The 22477-nt window shown below is 63.5% G+C and carries 21 protein-coding genes; 7 read left to right on the plus strand and 14 right to left on the minus strand.

The annotated features are described in order from the left end of the window. Nucleotides 1–45: 45 nt before the first annotated feature. Entirely contained in the window at nucleotides 46–1314 is a 1269-nt protein-coding gene (locus KUW18_RS15870; RefSeq protein WP_222561828.1) for a glucarate dehydratase family protein, read from the minus strand. A gap of 730 nt (nucleotides 1315–2044) precedes the next feature. On the opposite strand from KUW18_RS15870, the gene KUW18_RS15875 reads away from it, so the two are divergent. From KUW18_RS15875 to KUW18_RS15905, 7 genes are all read left to right on the plus strand, one after another. Next, nucleotides 2045–2971, plus strand: coding sequence for an ABC transporter substrate-binding protein (locus KUW18_RS15875; protein ID WP_222238873.1), 927 nt, complete (start codon nucleotides 2045–2047; stop codon nucleotides 2969–2971). Between the two features lie 141 nt (nucleotides 2972–3112). Next, a complete protein-coding gene (locus KUW18_RS15880) occupies nucleotides 3113–4615 on the plus strand; it encodes a sugar ABC transporter ATP-binding protein (RefSeq protein WP_222561829.1) in 1503 nt (500 codons plus the stop codon). After that, the gene (locus KUW18_RS15885; RefSeq protein WP_222561830.1) at nucleotides 4612–5592 is read left to right on the plus strand and encodes an ABC transporter permease; all 981 of its coding nucleotides are present in this window, start codon (nucleotides 4612–4614) and stop codon (nucleotides 5590–5592) included. Before KUW18_RS15880 ends, KUW18_RS15885 begins: the two co-directional genes overlap by 4 nt. A gap of 53 nt (nucleotides 5593–5645) precedes the next feature. Next, nucleotides 5646–6734, plus strand: coding sequence for a zinc-binding dehydrogenase (locus tag KUW18_RS15890; protein WP_261396727.1), 1089 nt, complete (start codon nucleotides 5646–5648; stop codon nucleotides 6732–6734). Between the two features lie 78 nt (nucleotides 6735–6812). Next, complete coding sequence (locus KUW18_RS15895) at nucleotides 6813–8357, plus strand: FGGY-family carbohydrate kinase (protein WP_222561831.1); 1545 nt, start codon at nucleotides 6813–6815, stop codon at nucleotides 8355–8357. Then, nucleotides 8354–9100, plus strand: a complete 747-nt coding sequence (locus KUW18_RS15900) for an SDR family oxidoreductase (RefSeq protein WP_222561832.1) — start codon at nucleotides 8354–8356, stop codon at nucleotides 9098–9100. The genes KUW18_RS15895 and KUW18_RS15900 overlap by 4 nt, the downstream gene beginning before the upstream one ends. Before the next feature lie 140 nt (nucleotides 9101–9240). Next, nucleotides 9241–10266 (plus strand): LacI family DNA-binding transcriptional regulator, encoded by a 1026-nt coding sequence (locus KUW18_RS15905; RefSeq protein WP_222561833.1) that lies wholly within the window; start codon nucleotides 9241–9243, stop codon nucleotides 10264–10266. An 11-nt stretch (nucleotides 10267–10277) separates the two neighbouring features. On the opposite strand, the gene KUW18_RS15910 is transcribed toward KUW18_RS15905, so the two are convergent. From KUW18_RS15910 to catC, 13 genes are all read right to left on the minus strand, one after another. Further along, nucleotides 10278–10739, minus strand: coding sequence for a hypothetical protein (locus tag KUW18_RS15910; RefSeq protein WP_222561834.1), 462 nt, complete (start codon nucleotides 10737–10739; stop codon nucleotides 10278–10280). A gap of 168 nt (nucleotides 10740–10907) precedes the next feature. After that, complete coding sequence (locus KUW18_RS15915; RefSeq protein ID WP_222561835.1) at nucleotides 10908–12134, minus strand: benzoate/H(+) symporter BenE family transporter; 1227 nt, start codon at nucleotides 12132–12134, stop codon at nucleotides 10908–10910. 15 nt (nucleotides 12135–12149) lie between these two features. Further along, nucleotides 12150–12923, minus strand: a complete 774-nt coding sequence (gene benD, locus KUW18_RS15920) for a benzoate diol dehydrogenase BenD (protein WP_222561836.1) — start codon at nucleotides 12921–12923, stop codon at nucleotides 12150–12152. A gap of 81 nt (nucleotides 12924–13004) precedes the next feature. Next, on the minus strand, nucleotides 13005–13787 hold the full coding sequence (locus KUW18_RS15925) for an ABC transporter ATP-binding protein (protein WP_261317510.1): 783 nt from the start codon (nucleotides 13785–13787) through the stop codon (nucleotides 13005–13007). Further along, nucleotides 13784–14593 carry an ABC transporter ATP-binding protein gene (locus KUW18_RS15930; RefSeq protein ID WP_222238862.1) on the minus strand — a complete coding sequence of 270 codons (810 nt, stop codon included), beginning with the start codon at nucleotides 14591–14593 and terminating at the stop codon, nucleotides 13784–13786. Before KUW18_RS15930 ends, KUW18_RS15925 begins: the two co-directional genes overlap by 4 nt. Next, nucleotides 14590–15672 carry a branched-chain amino acid ABC transporter permease gene (locus tag KUW18_RS15935; protein ID WP_222561837.1) on the minus strand — a complete coding sequence of 361 codons (1083 nt, stop codon included), beginning with the start codon at nucleotides 15670–15672 and terminating at the stop codon, nucleotides 14590–14592. Before KUW18_RS15935 ends, KUW18_RS15930 begins: the two co-directional genes overlap by 4 nt. A 58-nt stretch (nucleotides 15673–15730) precedes the next feature. After that, nucleotides 15731–16591: a branched-chain amino acid ABC transporter permease gene (locus tag KUW18_RS15940; protein WP_222238860.1), complete on the minus strand. Its 861-nt coding sequence runs from the start codon at nucleotides 16589–16591 to the stop codon at nucleotides 15731–15733. 70 nt (nucleotides 16592–16661) lie between these two features. Then, nucleotides 16662–17879, minus strand: a complete 1218-nt coding sequence (locus KUW18_RS15945) for an ABC transporter substrate-binding protein (RefSeq protein WP_222561838.1) — start codon at nucleotides 17877–17879, stop codon at nucleotides 16662–16664. Between the two features lie 83 nt (nucleotides 17880–17962). Next, nucleotides 17963–18982, minus strand: coding sequence for a benzoate 1,2-dioxygenase electron transfer component BenC (benC, locus tag KUW18_RS15950; protein ID WP_222238858.1), 1020 nt, complete (start codon nucleotides 18980–18982; stop codon nucleotides 17963–17965). A gap of 20 nt (nucleotides 18983–19002) precedes the next feature. After that, nucleotides 19003–19491 carry a benzoate 1,2-dioxygenase small subunit gene (benB, locus tag KUW18_RS15955; protein WP_206940548.1) on the minus strand — a complete coding sequence of 163 codons (489 nt, stop codon included), beginning with the start codon at nucleotides 19489–19491 and terminating at the stop codon, nucleotides 19003–19005. 23 nt (nucleotides 19492–19514) lie between these two features. Continuing rightward, nucleotides 19515–20888: a Rieske 2Fe-2S domain-containing protein gene (locus KUW18_RS15960; protein WP_206940556.1), complete on the minus strand. Its 1374-nt coding sequence runs from the start codon at nucleotides 20886–20888 to the stop codon at nucleotides 19515–19517. A gap of 172 nt (nucleotides 20889–21060) precedes the next feature. Continuing rightward, nucleotides 21061–22017 carry a catechol 1,2-dioxygenase gene (gene catA / locus KUW18_RS15965; protein ID WP_206940558.1) on the minus strand — a complete coding sequence of 319 codons (957 nt, stop codon included), beginning with the start codon at nucleotides 22015–22017 and terminating at the stop codon, nucleotides 21061–21063. A gap of 164 nt (nucleotides 22018–22181) precedes the next feature. Continuing rightward, entirely contained in the window at nucleotides 22182–22472 is a 291-nt protein-coding gene (gene catC / locus KUW18_RS15970) for a muconolactone Delta-isomerase (RefSeq protein WP_206940560.1), read from the minus strand. Nucleotides 22473–22477: the final 5 nt, after the last annotated feature.

Here is a 22477-nt window from a genome sequence, read left to right on the forward strand (position 1 = left end):
CGTCTCGCGGGGCGCGCTCATGTCGTGTGGCCCCCCAGGGCCGCATCAAAAGCGGGGGGTGGCGCCCGTCCATCGAGGATCGTACTTCTGCATCTCCGCCACGTCGTTGCGTGAACGAATGCCGCAATGACGATAGTTATCCGCCAGTCGCGCCAATGCCTCGCGGTCCAGCTCCACCCCCAGCCCAGGAGCATCTGGTATCGCCACACTACCGCGATCAAAGGCGATCTTGCCTCCGACGATCACTTCTTCTTCCTGCCACGGGTAGTGGGTATCACAGGCATAGGAAAGGTTATCGATCGCGGCAGCGGCATGGGCCATGGCCATCAGGCTGATGCCAAGATGCGAATTCGAATGCATCGACAGGCCCAACCCCCAGGTCTCGCAGATCCTGGCCAGATCTCGAGTGGCCTGCAGCCCACCCCAGTAGTGATGATCCGAGAGAACCACATCCACCGATCCCTTGCGCAGCGCCTCGGGCAGATCAAAGAAACCGATAACGCACATGTTGGTGGCCAGCGGAATGTCCGACACCTGGTTGACCTCCGCCATGGCATCCTTGCCCGGTGCGGGGTCTTCCAGATACTGAAGTAGCCCTGTCATTTCTGGAAGCCAACGCTTTGTGGTCTCTGCTGACCAGTTACCATTAGGGTCGATGCGCAGCGGATAGCCGGGGAACGCCTCAGCCAGAGCCCTCATCGCCTCAAGTTCCTGCTGAGGTTCAAAGACGCCAGCCTTCAGCTTGATCGACTGAAAGCCGTACTGGTCGATCATCTGCCGCGCGCAGCGGACCACATCTGCCGGCGTCAGCACCTCTCCCCAGCGGTCTTGCCAGGGGTCCTCGGTGAAGCCATGCCGTTCGTACTTGTAGAAAAGATACGCACTGAAGGGCACCGCATCGCGCACCTTACCGCCGAGCAGGTCACAGACACTGCGTCCCGTCAGCTTGCCGACAGCATCCAGAAAGGCCACCTCAAAGGCAGCAAAGACCCGTGGCACAGTGGTGGACTGGTTAGTCCCTGGCGCCAGCTCGATCCCTCCTTCCGTCACCGTCTCACCGACGGTCTGGCGGACCGTCTCCAGCAGTCTGTTGCAGTGAAAGACATCGAGCCCCACCAACAGCGGGGCGACCTTGTTGAGCTGTGACAGCGTCTGCTCGTCCCCATACGACTCGGAGATGCCACACACACCACTCTCCGTCACCACCTCGATGATGGACCTGAGCGCCCAGGGTTCATGAATACCGCTGGCATTCAGCAAGGGTGGATCGCGAAAGGCGATAGGAGTCACGACCACCGACGTAATAACAGACATCTTGTGCCTCCTGCACGAAAAGAGCCCTGCGGCAGGAGCACAGCGGTCACCGCAGGGGAGTGCCACGATGCATCGGCGATGCCCACATTGAAGGACGCTAAGACCACCGTCGCAATACATCATACATATTATAAAACTAGTCGGTGTCATCAAGCCGGGCAACACCCTCTTCGCCCTCGTCAACTAAAGAATGACACAGCAGTCAAGCGCGCCATCGGCGGCTGCGCGAAGGTTCCATGCCCCGCTTTCTCGATGTCATTGATGATCTGAGCAAGCGCTGAAGACATCAGCAGAGCGCAATGAGACGCCAGGCGAGCGAAGCGTGGAAGCCGGTGCCTAAGCGGTATAGGTGAGGCATTCGGAAAGCGCGCAACGCAACGAATCTTGCGCGCAGACATGACGGCAGTACTTTCCTAATTATGTGCCAAATCAGCATCTACACACGCCTGACTCCGCCTCGGATATCGTCAACCACTCTTGTATATCCCCTTGAATTAGCGCCCTTTAGCCCATGATCAATGGCTGAATCGACAGCGTATAAACCTTAGTCGAACCCCCATTGACCGCCTACACAGCCTCTACTAGCTTGCGATTATGTTCACGTGAACATCAAAGATCGCAATGAATCACCGACCAGCACTAATGACCGCCTCATCATGACCTCACAGCATGGGAAACGTCGTGATGATTCGTGCACCTAGCCACGCAAATAACAACACAGGATCTCACCATGGCCGCCACTCTCCACACCCGCTGCCTCACGCTGTCAGCTGCACTCACGACCCTTGTTGTTTCGGGCTCTGCCCTGGCGCAGGAGCCGCTGAAGATCGGCATGTCCTTTCAAGAATTGAACAATCAGTACTTTGTGACGATGCAGGAATCCCTGGAGCAGGCTGCCTCGAGCATGGGCGCGGAACTGATCATCACCGATGCCCGCCATGATGTGGCCAAGCAGGTGAACGACGTCGAGGATATGGTGCAGCGAGGGATCGATATTCTGCTGCTCAACCCCACCGACTCCGTGGGCGTCGAAACCGCGGTGATTTCCGCACAGCAGGCGGGCGTCACCGTCGTCGCCATTGATGCCCAGGCCAATGGCCCTATCGACGGTTTTGTCGGCTCCAAGAACTACGACGCGGGTTACAAGGCGTGTGACTACCTGGCAACAGAACTGGGCGGTGAAGGCCAGGTGGCGCTGCTGGACGGCATTCCCGTGGTCCCCATCCTGCAGCGCATCGAAGGGTGCACCGCAGCCTTGGGTGAACACCCGGGGATCGAGATCATCGACAAGCAGAATGGCCGTCAGGAGCGCACCCATGCCATGACGGTCACCGAAAACCTGATCCAGGCCCACCCCGACCTCGACGGTATCTTCAGCGTCAATGATATCGGAGCACTGGGCGCGCTGATCGCCATTGACTCGAGCGGCAACGATATCAAGCTCGTCAGCGTCGACGGCCATCCCGAAGCGGTTGCCGAAATCCAGAAAGCGGATTCCTCCTTCATCGCCACCTCTGCCCAGTATCCCCGTGACATGGTCCGCCTCGGCCTTGGACTGGGTCTCGCCAAGCACTGGGGAGCCAGCACCGCCCCCGAAGAAATCCCGATCGATGTCGAGCTGATCGACCGCAGCCTGGCGGGCGACTTCCACTGGTAACCCCCGGCGCAGCGCCCCGGCGGCGCTGCCGTAACTGGCGTGCAGGATCGACCCAAGCCGCTCGCTCCTGCTCCCATCGTCTTCTCATCGAGCACAGGTGCATGCCAGGGCGTCCGCCCTCGGCATCACCGGGAACGCCTCATGACGTCACTCCTGTCACTGCGACATATTTCGAAATCCTTTCCCGGGGTCCGTGCCCTGGACGACGTGTCACTCGACATCCATGCCGGTGAAGTTCTGGCCTTGCTTGGCGAAAACGGTGCGGGAAAGTCGACCTTGATGAAGATCCTGTGTGGCATTCACCAGCCGGATCAGGGTGACATCGTCATCGACGGCAGCGTGCGACACTTTTCAGGCTATCAGGATGCGCTAAACGCAGGGGTCGGGATCATCTTCCAGGAATTCAGCCTGATTCCGGACCTCGACGCTGTCGACAACATCTTTCTCGGCCGCGAACTCAAGAATCGCCTTGGTCTGCGCGATCGCCGTGCCATGGTGGAGAAGGCTGGCGCGTTGTTTCGTCGCCTCAAGGTCTCCATCCCCCTGGACTGCCCGATTTCCGAGCTCAGCATTGCCGATCAGCAATTTATCGAAATTGCCAAGGCACTGTCGCTGGATGCGCGAATACTGGTCCTCGACGAGCCCACCGCCACCCTGACCCCCAGCGAGGCAGACCACCTCTTCGACATCATGCGAGAGCTTCGCTCCCAGGGGGTGGGAATGGCCTTTATTTCCCACCACATGGAGGAAATCTTCGCCATCTGCGACCGGGTCACCGTGCTCCGGGATGGGCAGAAGATCGACGATGTGACGGTGGCCGACACTAGCGTGGACGACCTGATCGAATTGATGGTCGGCCGTCGGGTCGAGAACATTTTTCCCGCCCCACGCTGCGATGCGGATTTTGCGCAGGTCGTGCTGGATGTGCAGTCGCTGAAGCTGACGCCGGACGGCCCCGACCACCGACTCCAGCTTCACCGCGGCGAAATCCTGGGCTTCGCCGGTCTCGTTGGCTCTGGTCGCACGGAGTTCGCCCTGGGCTTGCTGGGAGCAACCCGCCCAGCCCATGCCGCCATCATGCTGGAGGGACGACAGGTCACCTTCGATCATCCGGCCACGGCACTGGAACATGGTATCGGGCTGTTGCCGGAGAGCCGCAAGACCCAGGGACTCATTCTGCCCTTCTCCTGTCGCGACAACATCAGCCTCAACAACCTGGCGCGGTTTCGCGGCGCTACCCGCCTGCTGCGCCACCGCGATGAGGCCAGTGCAGCCTCCCGACTGATGCAAAGCGTCAAGGTCAAGGCGCCCAGCATCGAGACCGAGACCGGCCACCTTAGTGGCGGCAACCAGCAGAAGGTGGTCATCGCCCGCTGGCTGGGCCATCAGTGCAAGGTGCTGATCTTCGACGAGCCCACCCGCGGCATCGATGTGGGCGCCAAGTCCGAGATCTACGCCCTGATGAAGGCGCTCACCGCCGAGGGGGTCTCGATCATCATGATTTCCTCTGAACTGCCCGAAATTCTCGGCTTGTGCGACCGCGCTGCCGTGTTTTACCAGGGCGCCATTTCCACCGTCCTGAGCGGAGCGCAGCTCGATGCGCCCACCATAATGCACCATGCCACCGGAGGACTCAGCGCATGAGCCAGCCCGTCTCCTCTCACGACATGCCGACGGCAGCAACGCCCAGCTGGTACTCCCGTCTACGTCGTACTCCCGTGTTCTACCCCTTGATTGGCTTTGCCGTGGTCTTCATCGCCATGGCCGTCATCAATGACAACTTTCTGACCTCCAACAACCTGTTCAACCTGGCGCGTCAGGCCTCGATCATTGCCATTCTGGCGGCCGGCATGAGCCTCGCCATCCTGACCGGCGGCATCGACCTGTCGGTGGGCCCGGTGATGGCGCTGTCCGGTACCCTCATGGCGGGTCTGATGGTGGCAGGCGTACCGCCCGGTCTGGCCATTCTTCTCGGCCTGCTGATCGGTGCCGCCTTTGGTGCCATCAACGGACTGTTCGTGGCCTTTGCCGGCATGCCGCCGATCATCGTCACCCTGGCCACCATGGGCATCGCCCGGGGTCTGGCCCTGATCTACACCGGGGGCTACCCGATCTCCGGGCTGCCCCAGGAGTTTGCCTTCTTCGGCCGGGGCGCCATCGCAGGACTGGAGATGCCCATTCTGGTCATGCTCGTCGTCTTCGCCATCGGCTATGTGCTGCTGTCCCACACCGCCACCGGGCGCTACCTCTATGCCATCGGTGGTAACGAGGAAGCCGCCCGCCTGTCCGGTATCCGCGTCTCGCGCTACAAGCTGCTGGTGTACACCCTGAGCGGTACCACCGCCGCCATCGCCGGACTGATTCTTACCTCGCGCCTGATGAGCGGGCAGCCCAATGCCGGCGTCGGCTTCGAACTGGACGCCATCGCCGCGGTGGTACTTGGGGGTGCGGCCATCACCGGAGGGCGGGGCATGATCCTCGGCACCCTGGTCGGCGCCATGCTGCTGGGGGTCCTCAACAACGGCCTCAATCTGATGGGGGTATCCCCCTACCTGCAGAACGTCATCAAGGGCGGGATCATCCTGCTCGCCATCTACATCAGCCGCAAGCGAACGCCCTGACGCTGCCCAGCGCCGCTACGGTCTACCCCGTTCATCTGTCTCGGAGAGTGCCCATGTCCACCAATGACACGCCAATGAAAGCCACCATGCAGGCGGTGGTCTGCCACGCCCCTTACGACTACCGCCTGGAAACCCGCGATACGCCAAGGGCGGGCCCCAACGAATTGATCCTGAAAATCGTGGCCTGTGGCATCTGTGCCAGCGACTGCAAGTGCCGCTCCGGCGCCGCCATGTTCTGGGAGGGCGATGATCCCTGGGTCAAGGCACCGGTAGCCGCCGGCCATGAGTTCTTCGGCGAAGTCGTGAAGCTGGGCGAGGGCGCTGCGGAGCACTTTGGACTGACCTTGGGCGACCGCGCCATCGCTGAACAGATCGTGCCCTGCAACAGCTGCCGCTACTGCCAAACAGGGCACTACTGGATGTGCGAGGTCCACAACATTCACGGTTTTCAGCGTGTCGTGGCCGAGGGTGGCATGGCGGAGTACCTGAAGATCGGCACCACTGGTCGAGTCCACCGTATTCCCGATGAGGTGGATGACGATGATGCCGCCTTTATCGAACCGATGTCCTGCGCCATCCATGCGGTCAACCGCGGTGACATTCAGCTCGACGACGTGGTGGTCATTGCCGGCGCCGGCGCCATTGGCCTGGGCATGGTCCAGATCGCCCACCTGAAGACGCCGCGCAAGCTGATCGTGATCGACATGGTCGATGAGCGGCTTGAACTGGCCAGGCAGTTCGGTGCCGACATCGTGCTCAACCCTGCTCGAGACGATGTCGAGGCCACGGTCAAGGCCGCCACCGACGGCTACGGCTGCGATGTCTACATCGAGGCGACCGGCGTCCCCGCCGGCGTTACCCAGGGCCTCAGCCTCATTCGCAAGCTCGGCCGCTTTGTCGAATTCAGCGTGTTCGGCAAGGAAACCAGCGTCGACTGGTCGATCATCGGCGACCGCAAGGAGCTGGACGTGCGCGGTGCACACCTGGCGCCCTACACCTATCCCATCGCCATCGACCTGTTCGCCCGTGGGCGGATCACCTCAAAGGGCATCGTCACCCACCGACTTTCCCTCGATGACTTTGAACAGGGCTTTGAGCTCGCTGACTCCACCGACTCGATCAAGGTCCTACTTGCTCCCTGAACCCTGCCGCTGAGCTCTCGTGGCAGCCATTTATCGGCAAGGCCCAGGGACAACGTTCGAGATTCTCAAGGAGCTGACATGGAGACAGTGATCGGCATCGATATCGGTACCCAGAGCGCCAAGGTACTGATCATCGATGCAGGTGGGCGAATTCTTGCTTCCCGCCAGCACGGCTATCGCGTGGACACGCCCTACCCGCGCTGGGCGGAACAATGGCCTGAGGTCTGGTGGCAGGCCATCGTCGACGGCATCCGGGATTGTCTGAAGGCGCCGGGCATTGATCCAGACTCGGTCAAGGCGCTGTGCATCAGCAGCCTGTACGGGGGCTCCGGTATTGCCGTCAACGCCGACATGACGCCGCTCCACCCTTGCCTGATCTGGATGGACCGACGCGCCGAGGCCGAGGTGCAATGGGTCAAGCAGCATATCGACCTTGAACGACTGGAAGCCATCACCGGCAATGGTGTCGACAGCTACTACGGCTTTACCAAGATGCTGTGGCTGAAACGCCATCGCCCCGAGGTATGGGCGAACACCCGCCACCTGCTGCCGCCCAATAGCTACATGGCGTACCTGCTGACGGGGGAAGTCGCCGTTGACCATAGCTCTGCCGGCAACATTGGCGGCATCTACGACCTGGCGAACCGCTGCTGGTCAGAGGAGATGACCACGGCCCTGGGTATCGAGCTGGACAAGTTGCCTGAGCGGCTGGTGGACTCGGATGCCTCGATCGGAACACTGACAGAGGCCGCCGCCCGCTGGCTTGGACTGCCGCCGGGCATCCCCGTGGTGGCAGGCGGCGTCGATGCCGCCATGGCCACACTGGCCGCGGGCGCCACCAGCACCGGCCACCATGTGGCGATGATCGGCACCAGCATGTGCTGGGGCTTCATCCGCCAGCAGCTCGAGCCGACGCGGGGGCTGGTCAGCATGCCCCACGTGCACAATGGCAGTCGCGACATCTACACCTTCGGTGGCGCGCTGACCGCTGGCGCTTCGCTCAGCTGGTGCCTGGACGTCCTGTTTGGCGAGGATCACGACCCGGACGCCGCCTATGCCATGCTGGAACCGGCCGCCGCTGCGCTATCTCCAGGCGCGGATGGTCTGGTCTTTCTGCCCTACCTCATGGGGGAGCGCAGTCCGCTGTGGGATGCGCGGGCCAGCGCCGCCTTTTTCGGGCTCAACTTGACCCACCGCCGCCAGCACCTCTACCGCGCGGTACTCGAGGGGGTGGCCTATGCCCTGCGCCACAATATGGAAGCCGCCGCGACCATGGATGCGTCGCTGGCCCCCGGACTGATCGTGGTGGGGGGTGTCACGCACTCCGATCTATGGATGCAGATAATCGCCGACGTCACCGGACGCGAGGTCTTCACCTATCGTGACGATGTTGAAGCCGCGTTCGGGGCCGCCCTGCTGGCGGGACAGCACGTGGACCTCCTGTCATTGGAGCCATCCTGCCACCGACCGACGCTTGTCCCCCGCGCGCAGCCCGACGCCCAGGCCATGTCACGCTACGACGTCCTCTACGGTATCTACCGCGACCTCTATCCGAGCCTCGCCCCCTTGATGCACCGACTCGATGCCCTACGTTCTTCATCTCTGGAGGAGCCCTCTCGATGACAGCTGATCGCCTGCCCTTTCGTCTGGATCATCGTCGTATCGTCGTGACCGGCGCCAGCAGTGGCATTGGTGTCGATATCGCTCGCGTCATTCACGAGTTGGGTGGCCAGCCGATATTGATCGGCCGCGACCAGACACGCCTGACGGCACTGGCCTGCGAGCTCAATGCCACCGCCGTGCCCGTGGACATCACCGACGAAGACGCCGTCAGCGCAGCGATAGCGGAGCTGCCGCCACTCGATGGCCTGGTCAACTGTGCGGGAATATCGATACTGGACACGGCGCTGGAGGCCAAGGCCGACGACATCCAGCGCATCCTCGCCACCAATGTCACCGCCTGCGCTGTGGTAACCAGAGAGTGCGCCAAGCGCATGATCGCCGACGCCACCGCGGGCAGCATTGTCAATGTCTCGAGCCAGGCGGCCAGCGTCGCTCTCAGTGAACACCTGGGATACTGCGCGTCCAAGGCCGCCATGGACGCGATGACCCGCGTGCTCTGCCTCGAATGGGGACCCCAGGGCATTCGCGTCAACAGCGTCAACCCCACAGTGACCCTGACCCCCATGGCGGAGATGGCCTGGTCGGCCCCGGAGAAGCGCGACCCGATGCTCGCTGCCATTCCACTTCGGCGTTTCGCCACTCCGCGCGAGGTCGCCTTGCCGGTGGCCTTTCTGCTGTCTGACGCAGCCGCAATGATCTCTGGCATCAGTCTGCCCATCGACGGAGGCTACACCTGCCATTAACCTCGAGCGACGTGTCAGGCGAGACGCCTTCGCCCGACAGGCAGGGCCCAGGACAGGGGTGTGGTACCGTTAGCCAGCCCTGTCCCTGACGACACCGGCTCATGTAGCCCACCCTGTGCCTGGAGACCATTGGCGCCATCATGAAGCGTAAAGGCAATATCACCATCACCGACATCGCTCGGCAGGTCGGGTTGACCCACATCACCGTGTCCCGGGCCTTCAACCAGCCTGACAAGGTCAAGCCCGAAACTCGCGAGCGCATCCTGCAGGCGGCTCGTCAACTGGGCTATGTGCCCAACGCCTTCGCCAGCCAGCTCAGGAGCAGTCAGAGCCGGCTGATCGGCGTTGTCGCGGCCAGTATCGACAATCCCTTCTACAGTGAGGCGATCAAGGCCATCTCTCGCGATGCCAAGCGCCAGGGCTATGACATCCTGCTGATGGATACCGACGGCTCCGCCGAGGTAGAAGCCTCCGCCATCGCGACCCTGCTGAGCTATCAGGTGGCCGGCATCATTCTGTCTCCGGTATCGGACGCCATCGACTACCGGCCCGTCTACATCGATAGCCTGCGTGACACCGGTCTGCCCGTGGTCATGCTGGATCGCGTGCTGCCGGTGGAGGATTTTTCCCGGGTGGTGCTCGACAACCCCACCTCAGGGCGACTGATCGGATCGGCCATGCTGGACCTCGATATCCAGCGGGCGCTGGTGGTGACCGGACCGTTCAATTCGCGTATCACCCAGCAGCGTCTGGACGGCATCCAGCAGGCCTACCGTCAGGCCGGGCGGCCGCTGTCACTGGATCCCCGTGAGGGAGACTACACCGCCGAACCCGCCTATCGTGCGGTCGCCGAACACCTGGCCAACCACGGCCTCCCGGAGGCATTGATAGGGCTCAACCAATTGATGACCCTGGGGGCGCTCAGCGCCCTCCACGACGCCGGTTGGTCGTACCGTGACACCAAGGTCCTCGGCATCGATACCCTCCCCTATAGCGAGATCTTCGACATCGAGATCACCACCACCGCCACCGACCCATCCCTGGCCGGGCGCCGCGCGATGGAACTGCTGTTCGCGGCCATCGAGGACCCTCAGGCAGCGGTACGCGAGGACGTCATCGCCAGCCACATTCGCCCTGCTCGAGCAGGCGGTCTCCTTCACCGCTAGAGCATCTGGCGCTATTCATCGGGTCTGGGTTTGGGTGCAAGTTGGGTTCCGCCATGTCGCAGTGACATCAGCAGCCCCACCAACAGAAGCGCCCCGGCGACCAGCACCGGCAACATCGGCGGAGAGGCGGCGGTCTTCAGAGCCACCCCAAGCTGGGCATACAGCGAAGTGGCGCACAGCAGCAGCCCTGCCATGGGTATCGCCAGGGTTGCCCAGCGTTCTCCCCGGCGGAAGGGCCCCCACAACAGGGTGCCCACCAATACCGCCACGCCAAGGCAAGCACCGCCAAGGGCGCGCATCAACGCCAGCAGCACCTGCTGGGTCCCGCCGTCCACCGACACCCAATCCGACCCCATGGCCGCCGCGTGGTAAGGCATAAATTCACTGCGCGAAAGATAGACGACGCCGAATGCGACAAGGATCAACGCCGCCAGAGAATGGCAGGCAAGGGAACATCGTGAATAGCGCTGCATGACGTCATCCTGGTGCTGCGAACACAAACGCAGCGGGGAATCGTTGCCCGCCACACCGGTGAGAGTCGGCCACTTGGCTGCCCCGTACAACAACCCTAGCTGCATGCGGGGGCCGGCACCCCCGGCCAGAGGTACCAGACATGTGACGCTGATCTTTGCGGGCAGGTCTCAGCTCTTGCTACCTGCGCCATGCAACAGCTTCACCGCAACGCCGCCGATCACCACGCCCCAGAAGGCCGCGCCCAGTCCGAACAGGCTCATGCCTGAGGCGGTGACCATAAAGGCGATCACAGAGGCCTCGCGGTGATCATCGGCGGCGATCATGGCAGCCAGGTTGCTGACGATCGCAGCAATCAGCGCAAGCCCTGCCAGCACCGCCACGAAGGCCCCCGGCAGCGAGCTGAACAGCGCCACGATGGTACCGGCGAACAGCCCGCCGACCAGGTAGAAGACACCATTGGCGACCCCCGCCACATAGCGCCGTCCCGGGTCCTCGTGGGCCTCCTTGCCGGTGCACAGCGCGGCGGTGATGGCGGCGACCACGGTGGAAATACCGCCAAAGCATGCGGTCGCCAGAGACGTCACGCCCGCCACCGTCAGTATTGGTCTGGCCTCGGTGTCATAGCCCGCCCCCTGCAGAATCGCCATGCCTGGCAAAAACTGGCCGGTCAGGCTGACCACCACCAGCGGCAGCGCCAGGCTCAGGGTGCTGGCGAGGCTCCATTCCGGGGTGATCCACACCGGCACCGCCAGGTGCAGGCCGACGCCAGCCAGGCTGGCACCTTCCAGCAGCACGGCCAGCACAATACCGGTGACCAGCAACAGGATCAGGCAGTAGCGCGGCGCCACGCGCTTGAACAGCAGATAGGCCACCAGCATGCCGAGGGCAAGCGACGGCGACGTCTCGATGGCCGCAAAGGCGTCCAGCCCGAACTGGAACAGGATGCCGGCCATCATTCCGGCGGCCACGCCCTTGGGAATCAGCGCCATCAGCCGGTCGAAGCTGCCGCTGATGCCGATGGCCAGCATCAGTACCGCCGCGCTCAGGTAGGCCCCCACCGCCTCGCCCAGGGACAATTCGGGAAACAGGCTGACCAGCAACGCCGTGCCCGGCGCCGACCAGGCGGTCACCACCGGCACCCTGAGCCACAGGCTCAGTACGATGCCGGAGACCGCCGCCCCCAGCGAGATGGCCCACACCCAGGAGGTCATCATGGCGGGGGAAATGTCCGCCGCTGCCCCGGCCTGAAAGAAGATCGCCAGCGGCCCTGAATAGGAAATCAGTACCGCCACAAAGCCCGCCGTCACCGCCGACAGCGACAGATCCCGCGCCAGGGAACCTAGCCAGGAAGTGCTGGCCCGGTCGTTTCCGGTATCAGCAGAGGGATGGCGCATGGTTGGGCTCCTTGATCAGCCTGGGTCGCCGCCAGCCACCGGCAGCACGCTGCCGGTAATGTAGCTGGCGTCATCGGATGCCAGAAACAGGATCGGCCCCACCTGTTCATCCAGGGTGCCGTAGCGATGCATCAGGCTGGATGCCTTGGTCTGGTCGATCAGCTGCTGGTACCACAGCGCGTCCTGTTCGCTCTGGGGCTCGGCGTTGCGCGGCGTCAGCCGCGGTGGCGCCTCGGTGCCACCGGGGGCGGTGGCATTGACCCGTACTCCGTGCTCGGCCATGTCGATGGCCAGCGCCACGGTCAGGGCGTTCACCCCACCCTTGGCCGAGGCGTAAGGCACTCGGTTGACGCCCCGCGTCGCCACCGACGATACGTTGACGATGTTACCGCCACTCTCGATCAGATGAGGCAAGGCCGCACGGCAGCACCACAGGGTCGGGAACAGCGAGCGGCGCACCTCGGCCTCGATCTGCTCCGGCGCGTAGTGGGTGTAGGGCTTGGCCCAGATGGTGCCACCGACGTTGTTGACCAGCACGTCGATGCGCCCAAAGCGCTCGATGGCCCCCCCCATGGCGGCCTCGGCACCGTCCCAGGTTTCCAGATCGGCCGTCAGCGCCAGCGCCTCGGCGCCCTGGTCGGCCAGCGCACCCGCCACGTCATGCACGTGCTCGGCGCGGTCCACCAGCACCAGGCGGGCGCCCTCTTGTGCGGCCCTTTCCGCCAGCCGCCGCCCAATGCCCTGGGCGGCGCCGGTGATCAGCATCACTTTCTGTTCAAATCGTTTCATCTCACGATCCTGTTTTTACGGTCCTGTGCTTACGGTCCTGTACTTACAGTCCTATGCCTATGGTCCAGCGATGGGCACGACTCACCCCACGCCAAGGTGGGTATCAAGAATCGAGGGGTCGTCCCTGAGCGCCTGACTGCTGCCGTCGAACACCACCTTGCCCTTGACGATCAGCAGGTGGCGGTCGCCCACCTCAAGCAGGTTGTCGATGTTCTTGTCGACGATGATGCTGGCGATGCCCGAGGCCTTGATGGTGCGGATGATCGACCAGATCTCGTCACGGATCAGCGGCGCCAGCCCTTCGGTGGCCTCGTCCAGGATCACCAGCCGGGGATTGAGCATCAGCGCCCGACCGATCGACAGCATCTGCTGCTCGCCGCCGGACAGCAGCGAGCCATCGTGGCTGATCCGCTCCTTGAGCCGGGGAAAGGTGTCCAGCACCCGCTCGATGTCCCAGTCGCTGCGGCCATCGACGCCGGTGCGGGCGGCCATTACCAGGTGTTCTCGCACGCTGAGGCCAGGGAAGATGCCCCGCCCCTCCGGCACATAGCCGATCCCCTGGCGAATCACCTGCCAAGGCCGCCGCTTACGGGTGTCCACGCCCATGATCCTGACCTCCCCATGGCGCGGCGGCACAAAGCCCAGGATCGACTTCAGGGTGGTGGTCTTGCCCATGCCGTTGCGGCCGAGCAGGCTCAGCGTCTCGCCGGCCTTCAGGCTGAGGTCCACGCCGTGCAGCACGTGACTTTCGCCATAGAAGGTGTGCAGGCCACGGGCATCGATCAACGGCGCGCTGGTGTCGATCGTGTCCGCGCCACTTCCGCTGCCAGCGTCATTCATGGTGCGATCAAGACGGGCGTTCATGGCGCTACCTCGCGGCGGTGGGGGCGGTCATCGATATCGTCAGAGGCGTCGTCCTGGCCCGAGTCATGGCGACCCAGGTAGACGTCGCGCACGCTGTCGCTTGCACGAATGCTGTCGGTGCTGCCGCTTTCCAGCACGCAGCCGTCGACCATCACGGTAATGCGATCGGCCAGGCGGAACACCGAGTCCATGTCGTGCTCGATCAGCACGATGGTGTAGTCGCTGGACAACCGCTTGAGCAGATCGGCGACCTGGTCGGTTTCCTCGCGGCCCATCCCGGCCATGGGTTCATCCAGCAGCATCAGCTGCGGCTGGGTGGCCAACACCATGGCGATCTGCAGCTGACGCTGCTCGCCGTAGCTCATGCCGGAGGACAGCGTGTGGGCGCGGGGCACCAAGCCACAGGTGTCCAGCGCTGCCAGCGCCCGCTCGTCCACTTCCTTGGCGCGCTTGCGCGAGCGCCAGCTGCCGATGACCCCACCATGGTGAATGCGCGCCGCCAGCTGGCAGTTCTGCAGGCAGGTCAGGCGCGGAAAGATATTGGTCTTCTGGTGACTGCGCCCGATACCCAGTCGCGCGACCTGGTGGGCTTTCTTGCCCTGGATGGCGCTGCCGCGATAGACGATCTCGCCACGAGTGGGGGGAATCTCCCCGGATAGCAGATTGATCAGGGTGCTCTTGCCGGCGCCATTGGGTCCCAGGATGGCGTGAATCTCGCCACGCTCGACCTGAAAGTCCACGTCATTGACCGCCAGCAGGCCTCCGAAGCTGCGGGTCAGGCCGCGGGTCGACAGCATGCTGCTCATGACGACACCTCCCCGGCGGACTTGCCCGCCGACGCCTGCGCCGAGGCGACACGTTCTGCCTGCTGGGCATCTCTGGCCGCGCTCCAGCGCCCGAACAGCGACGTCTTGCGTCCTGGCGGATCGAGCAGTAGCCCGGCGATGCCTCGGGGCAGCACCAGCACCGCGACGATGATGGTCATCCCCATCAGGATCGGCCAGTGGTTGGTCAGGTGCTCATAGAAGTACAGCAGCAGTTCATAGGCGAAAGCGCCGAGGATCGGCCCAAAGATGGTGCCCATGCCACCAAGGATCACCATCATCAGCACCTCGCCGGAGTGGTGCCAGCCAAGTTGCGCGGGATTGGCGAAGCCGTACTGCATCGCCGCCAGCATGCCGGCGACACCGGCGATCATCGCCGACACCACGAAGGCGATCAGCTTGTAGCCGGTGGTGGCGTAGCCCAGCGCCTGCATGCGGTGCTCGTTGTCGTGGATGCCATCGAGCACCTGGCCAAAGTGGGAACGGGTCAGGGCGCGCAGGATAAGATAGACCGCCACCAATAGCGCCAGGCAGAAGTAGAAGAAGGTCAGCGGATTGTCGAGATCGACAAGGGGCGTCTCGCCCATGGCGAGGCTCGGCCTGAACATGATGAAGACCCCATCGGTACCGCCGGTCATGCTGGATGTGCTGACGGTGTAGAAGAGCATCTGGCCAAAGGCCAGGGTGGTCATGATGAAGAAGATGCCCTTGGTGCGCAGCACCAGCACGCCGACGATGGCCGCCACCGCTCCGGTGACCAGCATCACCAGCGGCAGCATCCACCACAGCGAGGCCGGACTGAAGTCAGGGCTGGCCATGGCCAGGGTATAGGCGCCAAGGCCAAAGAACAGCGCATGGCCCAGGCTCACCAGGCCAAGAATACCCACCAGCAGATCGAGGCTGACGGCGAACAGGGCAAAGATCAGCATCAGAGTCAGCTTCTCCATGAAGAAGGCGCTGGACTCCCCGAACAGGGCCGACCCCCAGGCCGGATAGGCGATCAACAGCGCAAGTCCCGCCAGCAGCAGAAACGTCACGCGCTTGGGATAACGGTGCAACATGGTCCCTCTCCTCCGGGCGGATACTCGCCCGTCAAGGTCGTGTCAGGGTGTGCCGGCGTCAGGCGAACAGCCCACGCGGCTTGATCAACAGCACCAGCGCCATGATCAGGTAGATCAGCATGCTGGCGAGGCTCGGAATCAGCACCGGACCGAAGGTCTCGGCCATGCCGATCAACAGGGCACCGAAGAAGGCCCCCTTGATCGAGCCGATGCCGCCGATGACCACCACCACAAAGCAGGTGATCAGGATGGAATCCCCCATCCCCGGGGTGATCGACGACAGCGGCGCCGCCATCATCCCGGCGAAGGCCGACAGCGCCACGCCGACGCTGAAGATCAGGGTGAACAGGGTGCGGATATTGATGCCAAGGCCCTCGACCATCTCGCGGTTGACGGCACCGGCGCGGATGACAATGCCCAGCCGAGTGTGGCGAATGACCCAGTAGATGGCGCCGGCCAGCGCCAGGCATACCGCCGCGACGAACAGCCGATAGACCGGGTACTGCAGGTTGTCGGTCAGCGCGATGGAGCCGTCGAACGGCGCCGGCAGCGCCACCGAGTGCACGTCACCGCCCCAGATGATGCGCTGGGCCTCGTTGAGCACCAGGATCAGGCCGAAGGTCAGCAGCACCTGGTAGAGGTGGTCACGCTTGTACAGGGTGTCCAGAAACAGTCGCTCGATGACCAGGCCAAGCAGCACCGCGATGGGTACCGCGATCAGGATGGCCAGCCAGAAATTGCCGAGCCGCTGGGTCAGGTCGAAGGCCAGGTAGGCGCCGATCATGTACATGGCGCCATGGGCCAGGTTGATGATGCCCATGATGCCGAAGATCAGCGTCAGGCCACTGGCAATAAGGAACAGCAGCAGGCCGTATTGCAGGCCGTTGAGCAGCTGTACCCCGAAGAAGGCAAGATCCATCGTCGTTCTCCTCGTCTGGATGAGGGCAAGCAGGCGGCAGTACGCAAGCTCGCGCGGCCGCCTGCTGGGCTCAGCTCTTCATCGGGCAGGCGCTGTCGGGAACTTCCAGCTGCGGGCTTGCGATGGCGGTGACGTGGTGCTCACCGTCCTTGACCTCGCGCAGGTAGACGTTCTGGATCGGGTGGTGGGACTCGGAGAAGCTCACCGGTCCGCGCGGGCTGTCGAGCTGCACCGAGCCGAGCGCGGCGATCAGCGCCTCCCGGGTCGGCTCGCCGTCGATCGCGCCGTAGGCCTGGGCCAGCATCTTGCCGGCGTCATAGCCCTGCACCGCGTAGGTGTCCGGGATCTCGCCGTAGGCCTCCTGATAGGCGGCGACAAAGGCCTGGTTCTGCGGAGTGTCGAGGGTCTCGGCGTAGTGCATGGTGGTCTGCACGCCGTCGGCGGCATCGCCCAGGGCCACCAGGTTGCCGTCGGTCAAGAAGCCCGAACCGTACAGCGGAATGCTGTCGTTGAGCCCGGCCGCGGCGTAGTCGCGCACGAAGCCGACTCCTCCGCCACCGGCAAAGAAGGTGTAGACCGCATCCGGGGCGATGCTGGCGATCTGGGCCAGGTAGGTCTGGAACTCGGTGCTCGGGAAAGGCACCAGAATCTGCTCGACGATCTCGCCGCCGGCCTCGGTGAAGGCCTGCTCGAAACCGGCCAGGTCCTCCTTGCCACCGGCATAGTCCCAGGTGATGGTGACGATCCTGCGATGGCCCTGGTCATAGGCCACCTGGCCCATGGGGTAGCTGTTCTGCCACATGCTGAACGAGGTACGAAAGACGTTGGGCATGCACAGCTGGTTGGTGGCGGCCTCGAGCCCGGCGTTGGGAATGATGGTGATCGCGCCGGTCTGCTTGGCCACCCGCAGCATGCCCATGGCAACGCCTGAGTGGACCGGACCGATGACCACATCGACACCGTCGCCCTTGACCAGGCGACTCATGTTCTGGGGCGCCTTGGAGGGGTTGGCTTCGGAATCCAGGGCCACGTATTCAACGCCGTGGCCACCGAGGCTTCCGCCCTCCTGCTCGATGGCAAGCTTGAGCCCATTGGTGATGGATTCACCAAGGGCCGCGTAGGTACCGGAGTACGGCAGCATCAGGCCCAGCTTGACGTCATGGTCGGCCTGGGCCGGGCTGGAGGCCCCCAGGGTGAAGCCCAGGGCCGGCGTCAGGATCAGAGCGCCGAGCGCGGCTCGACGACCGAAGAGAGAACGTGCGCCGGAGCGCTTTTTAATGGTTGTCATGGTCGATTCTCGTCAGGTTGTGATTGTCGTTATGTCTCCAGGGACACCATCGGCGTAGGTCCCTGGCCTGGCTGGCGATTCACTCAGTTGGGGGTGAACTTCTCGTAGTGGAAGCTGGCGGGCTTGATGCCCTGCTGGTCGAAATGCTTGAGCACCGCGTCCACCATCGGCGGCGGGCCGCACAGGTAGACATCGACATCACCACCATGCAGCTTGCTCTCGTCCATGTGATGGGTGACGTAGCCCTTGCGCTCGTGGCTGCTGCCCTCGTCGGCGACCACCGTCAGATAGTCAAAGTCGGGCAGCGCCTCGACGGCGGCATCCAGCTCCTCGCACTTGACCAGGTGATCGTCCTTGGTCACCCCGTAGATCATGTGGATCGGCTGTCCGGCGCCCTCGCCCCGTGCTTCCAGCAACGCCAGCTGCTTGAGCATCGACAGGAAGGGCGCAAGTCCGGTACCGCCCGCCAGCATCAGGATCGGGCGCTGGATGGCGCGCAAATAGAAGCTGCCCATGGGGCCGGTCACCGCCATGGCGTCACCGCCCTTGGCGCGCTCGCTGAGATAGCCGCTCATCAGGCCGTCAGGCACATTGCGAATCAGAAAGCTGGCACGGCTCTCCCCTGGCAGTGAGCTGAACGAGTAGCTGCGATGCTGCTCGGCTCCCGGCACTTCCAGGTGCACGTACTGACCGGGCAGGAACTGCAGCGGTTCGCCCTCGATGTCGATGGCAAGCTCAATGGAGTCCTCGGACAGCGACTCGACGTGCACCACCGAGGCGCTGCGGGTGTCCACCGCGGTCTTGCACAGGGTCGAGGCCACCGGCACCGACAGCACGCAGTCCGATGACGGCACCATCTGGCAGGTCAGCACCTGGCCTTCGTGCAGCTCCTCGTCGGACAATGCCTCGTCGATGTACTCGTCACCCAGCTCGAACTCGCCCTGGTCGCAGTGGCACTTGCAGGTGCCGCAGACGCCATCGGAGCAGTCCATCGGCAGGTTGACTTTGTTGCGGTAGGCGGCATCGAGGACGGTCTCGCCCTCGTTGCAGTCAATGAAGCGCGACACTCCATCTTCGAAGTTGAGCGCAATGGTGTAGCTCATGGCCGTTCTCCTGCGACGCGCTAGACGTGGTACACGTCAATCACCTGGTGGATGTAATCGTTGTTGAGCTGCACCTTCTTGCGGGTGATAAGCGGACTCTCGCCGGACACGTCCAGGGTGTAGTAGGACACCCCGAAGTAGCTGTCGGTCTGCTTGTAGCGGTGACTCAGGGTATGCCAGTTGAAGCGCACCTCGACCACATCGCCCTCGTCCTTCAGCACCTCGATGTTGGTGATCTGATGGGTGGTACGCGGCTCAGGGGTACTGGCGCCGCTGCGCTCGGTCTTGATCCGATAGACGCGATCCTCAAGCCCCTCCCGGTTGGGGTAGTAGATCAGCGAGATCTCGCTGTGGGGATCTTGGGTCAAGGTGTCGTCATCGTCCCAGCAGGGCATCCAGAACTCGGCCTTCTTGGCATACAGGGTCAGCCATTCGTCCCACTGGCGGTCGTCCAGCAGCCGCGCCTCGCGGTACACAAAGGCCTGGATATCGTGATAGCTGATGCTCATGATCATGCTCCTCTGTGTGGCGCTCAGGCGGTGGCCGTGGTGGTCGCGATGAACTGGCTGCGTTCCTTGTCGATGGCGCGCAGCATTTCCTCGACCCAGTGCTGGTGATGCAGCACGTAGAGCCCTTCATCCTCTGGCGAGGCACCACTCTTGAGCGGCTTCATGTCGATGGCGGCGGCGTCTTCATCCGGACCATCGATCCACTGCTTGGCGCCGCGAGACAGGTCATTCCACTCGGCCAGGGCGCCGTTGTAGCCGTTCTGGCAGCCGCGGAATTCCTCCAGGTCGTCCGGCGTCCCCATACCGCTGACGTTGAAGAAGTCCTCGTACTGGCGAATGCGCACCCGGCGGTTCTCCGCCGACTCGCCCTTGGGCGCAAAGCAGTAGATGGTGACCTCGGTGCGGTCCACCGCCAGCGGCCGCAGCACCCGAATCTGGGTCGAGAACTGGTCCATCAGGTAGACGTTGGGGTACAGGCACAGGTTGCGGGTCTGGTTGACGATGTTGTCGGCGCGGGCCTCGCCCAGCTCCTGCTCGATGCGCTCCTTGTGCTCGTAGACCGGGCGCACCTCAGGGTTGAGCAGCCGGGTCCACAGCATCATGTGGCCGTTCTCGTAGGAGTAGAAACCGCCCTTCGACTTGGACCAGCCGTCAGCGTCCACCGCCTTGGTGCCGCCCTCGTCATAGTTGCGGCGGTCCATGGTGGAGGCGTAGTTCCAGTGCACGGTACTGACGTGGTAGCCGTCGGCCCCGTTCTCCGCCTGCAGCTTCCAGTTGCCGGTGTAGGTGTAGGAGGAAGTTCCCCGCAGGATCTCGAGGCCTTCGGGAGCCTGGTCGACGATGTTGTCGATGACCTTCTTGGTCTCGCCCAGGTAGTCCTCGATGGGCATGACGTCGGCGCTCAGGCTGCCGAACAGAAAGCCCTTGTAGTTCGCAAACTTCGGCAGTCGCTTGAGATCATGGGAGCCGTCCTGCTTGAACGCATCCGGGTAGGCGCCGACCTTCTCGTTCTTGGCCTTGAGCAGGCGACCATCGTTCTTGAAGGTCCAGCCGTGGAACGGACAGGTAAAGGTGCCCTTGTTGCCCTGCTTGCGGCGGCAGATGGTGGCGCCACGGTGGGCGCAGGCGTTGATCAGCGCGTGCAGCTCCCCGTCCTTGTCGCGGGTGATGACCACCGGCTGGCGCCCCATGTTCAGGGTAAAGTAGTCGCCGGGCTCGGCGACCTGACTCTCGTGGGCCATGAACAGCCAGTTGCCCTCGAAGATGTGTTTCATTTCGAGTTCGAAGAACTCGGGGTCGGTGAACATGCTGCGATGGCAGCGAAAGACGCCCTTCTCTGGGTTGTCTTCGACGGCACCGCGCACGCGGGCTTCGATCTGATCGAGTTTATTGCTCATCGTTGTTCTCCTCTCTCGTCCTCTATCTCGTCCTTTATCTCGTCCTCGCCTCGCCCGTCGCTTGTCGGCCTGTCGGGCCGGTCAGGGGCAAGGCACAGTCCGCGAACGAGACGCTCCTGTGTGAGTCAGGGGCCGGCACGGGTCCGGCGATCGGGCAGCGGGTGTGCGCGCCTCAGACGTCTTCGAGGGCACGCGGGCGCCTGTGGCGCGCCTGCAGGGCCTCATCACTGGTGGCGGCAAGCTCGATGTCGAACACCACCTCGGTGAAGGGTCCTTCAATGCCACGGGCACTGGCCTCGGCCTGGTCGTCGATGCGACTGGCGTCCACCACCAGCTCCTCGCGGGTGGCGAAGGCGAAGTCGTCGAAGGTGTAGGGGTCACCGGCCAGGTTGATCTGGGTGGTCAGGTGCTTGTGGCCTGGCGCCGAGATAAAGAAGTGGATATGCGCCGGGCGCTGGCCGTGGCGGCCGAGCAGGTCGAGCACCTGCTGGGTCGGGCTGTCGGGGGGGCAGCCGTAACCGGAGGGAATGATGCTGCGGGCACGATAGCGGCCATCGGCGTCGGTGAAGATGCTGCGCCTCAGGTGATAGTCCGACTGGGAAGGGTCGAAGAAGCTGTAGTTGCCCTTGCTGTCGGCGTGCCAGATCTCGACCTTGGCCCCGGCGATGGGCTGGCCGCTGGTGTCACGGACCTGACCGGTCAGCCACATCACTTCGGCCTGAGTGTCGGAACCATCGTCCATGCGCGCCAGGCCCTCGGACTCAGGTGCGCCAGCCACATACAGCGGCCCTTCGATGGTGCGCGGGGTGCCGCCCTGAAGGCCGCGGGCCGCGTCCTCGGCGTCCATACGCATATCCAGGTAATGATCGAAGCCAAGACCCGGCGCCAGCAGGCCGAACTGGGTGCCGGCACCCAGTGCGTTGAGCACGCTGATACCCGCCCAGAACTCCTCCGGGGTGACGTCATAGTCGTCGATCAGTTTGTACAGGTCCGACAGCAGGCGATGCAGAATCTCCTTGGCGCGCTCGTCGCCGCCGTTCTTGTCGAAGCCGGCAACGGTGTTAAGGAAGTCCTGGACCTCCGGGGTGTCAAAGATACGGACTGGCGTGGTGGTGGTTAGCTTGTTCATCTCACACTCCTCACGGGATGGCGCTGTTATCGTTGTTATTGACGTCTTCGTTGACATTGGCGCGGGGTGAGCTGGCCGGGACGGCATCTGCCGTAGGCTCGTCAGGGGGCCGGCCGGGCTCGGGGATGACCAGGAAGGGAGCGTTACGCCCTTCCCGACGTGATTCAGCGATCGTCCTCGCGTACCGAGGACGGGTGGCGGCACAGCGGTTTGACGCGGATCTCCATGTAGGGAAACAGCGGCAGATTCGCGACCAGCTCCTGCAGTTCGGCGTTGTCCTCCACATCGAAGATGCTGACGTTGGAGTAGCTGCCCGCCACTCGCCACAGGTGGCGCCACTTGCCGGCGCGCTGCAGTTCCTGGGAATAGGCCTTCTCGGTGGCCTTGATCTCGGCGGCCCGGCTGGGGTCCATGTCCGGCGGCAGCTTGACGGTCATTTCGACGTGAAATAGCACGGCGT

Origin of the sequence: Halomonas sp. DP5Y7-2 (genome assembly GCF_019802025.1) — a bacterium.
Lineage (GTDB): Bacteria > Pseudomonadota > Gammaproteobacteria > Pseudomonadales > Halomonadaceae > Halomonas > Halomonas litopenaei_A.

Coding starts and splice junctions, on each gene's coding strand:
- benD (WP_222561836.1), bottom strand. CDS start 12,923: ATGAAACGATTTGAACAGAAAGTGATGCTGATCACCGGCGCCGCCCAG.
- KUW18_RS15915 (WP_222561835.1), bottom strand. CDS start 12,134: ATGCGCCATCCCTCTGCTGATACCGGAAACGACCGGGCCAGCACTTCC.
- KUW18_RS15945 (WP_222561838.1), bottom strand. CDS start 17,879: ATGACAACCATTAAAAAGCGCTCCGGCGCACGTTCTCTCTTCGGTCGT.
- benC (WP_222238858.1), bottom strand. CDS start 18,982: ATGAGCTACACCATTGCGCTCAACTTCGAAGATGGAGTGTCGCGCTTC.
- KUW18_RS15875 (WP_222238873.1), top strand. CDS start 2,045: ATGGCCGCCACTCTCCACACCCGCTGCCTCACGCTGTCAGCTGCACTC.
- catA (WP_206940558.1), bottom strand. CDS start 22,017: ATGAACAAGCTAACCACCACCACGCCAGTCCGTATCTTTGACACCCCG.
- KUW18_RS15930 (WP_222238862.1), bottom strand. CDS start 14,593: ATGAGCAGCATGCTGTCGACCCGCGGCCTGACCCGCAGCTTCGGAGGC.
- KUW18_RS15910 (WP_222561834.1), bottom strand. CDS start 10,739: ATGCAGCGCTATTCACGATGTTCCCTTGCCTGCCATTCTCTGGCGGCG.
- KUW18_RS15890 (WP_261396727.1), top strand. CDS start 5,646: ATGTCCACCAATGACACGCCAATGAAAGCCACCATGCAGGCGGTGGTC.
- KUW18_RS15940 (WP_222238860.1), bottom strand. CDS start 16,591: ATGGATCTTGCCTTCTTCGGGGTACAGCTGCTCAACGGCCTGCAATAC.
- KUW18_RS15885 (WP_222561830.1), top strand. CDS start 4,612: ATGAGCCAGCCCGTCTCCTCTCACGACATGCCGACGGCAGCAACGCCC.
- KUW18_RS15905 (WP_222561833.1), top strand. CDS start 9,241: ATGAAGCGTAAAGGCAATATCACCATCACCGACATCGCTCGGCAGGTC.
- KUW18_RS15925 (WP_261317510.1), bottom strand. CDS start 13,787: ATGAACGCCCGTCTTGATCGCACCATGAATGACGCTGGCAGCGGAAGT.
- benB (WP_206940548.1), bottom strand. CDS start 19,491: ATGAGCATCAGCTATCACGATATCCAGGCCTTTGTGTACCGCGAGGCG.
- KUW18_RS15900 (WP_222561832.1), top strand. CDS start 8,354: ATGACAGCTGATCGCCTGCCCTTTCGTCTGGATCATCGTCGTATCGTC.
- KUW18_RS15895 (WP_222561831.1), top strand. CDS start 6,813: ATGGAGACAGTGATCGGCATCGATATCGGTACCCAGAGCGCCAAGGTA.
- KUW18_RS15880 (WP_222561829.1), top strand. CDS start 3,113: ATGACGTCACTCCTGTCACTGCGACATATTTCGAAATCCTTTCCCGGG.
- KUW18_RS15870 (WP_222561828.1), bottom strand. CDS start 1,314: ATGTCTGTTATTACGTCGGTGGTCGTGACTCCTATCGCCTTTCGCGAT.
- KUW18_RS15935 (WP_222561837.1), bottom strand. CDS start 15,672: ATGTTGCACCGTTATCCCAAGCGCGTGACGTTTCTGCTGCTGGCGGGA.
- KUW18_RS15960 (WP_206940556.1), bottom strand. CDS start 20,888: ATGAGCAATAAACTCGATCAGATCGAAGCCCGCGTGCGCGGTGCCGTC.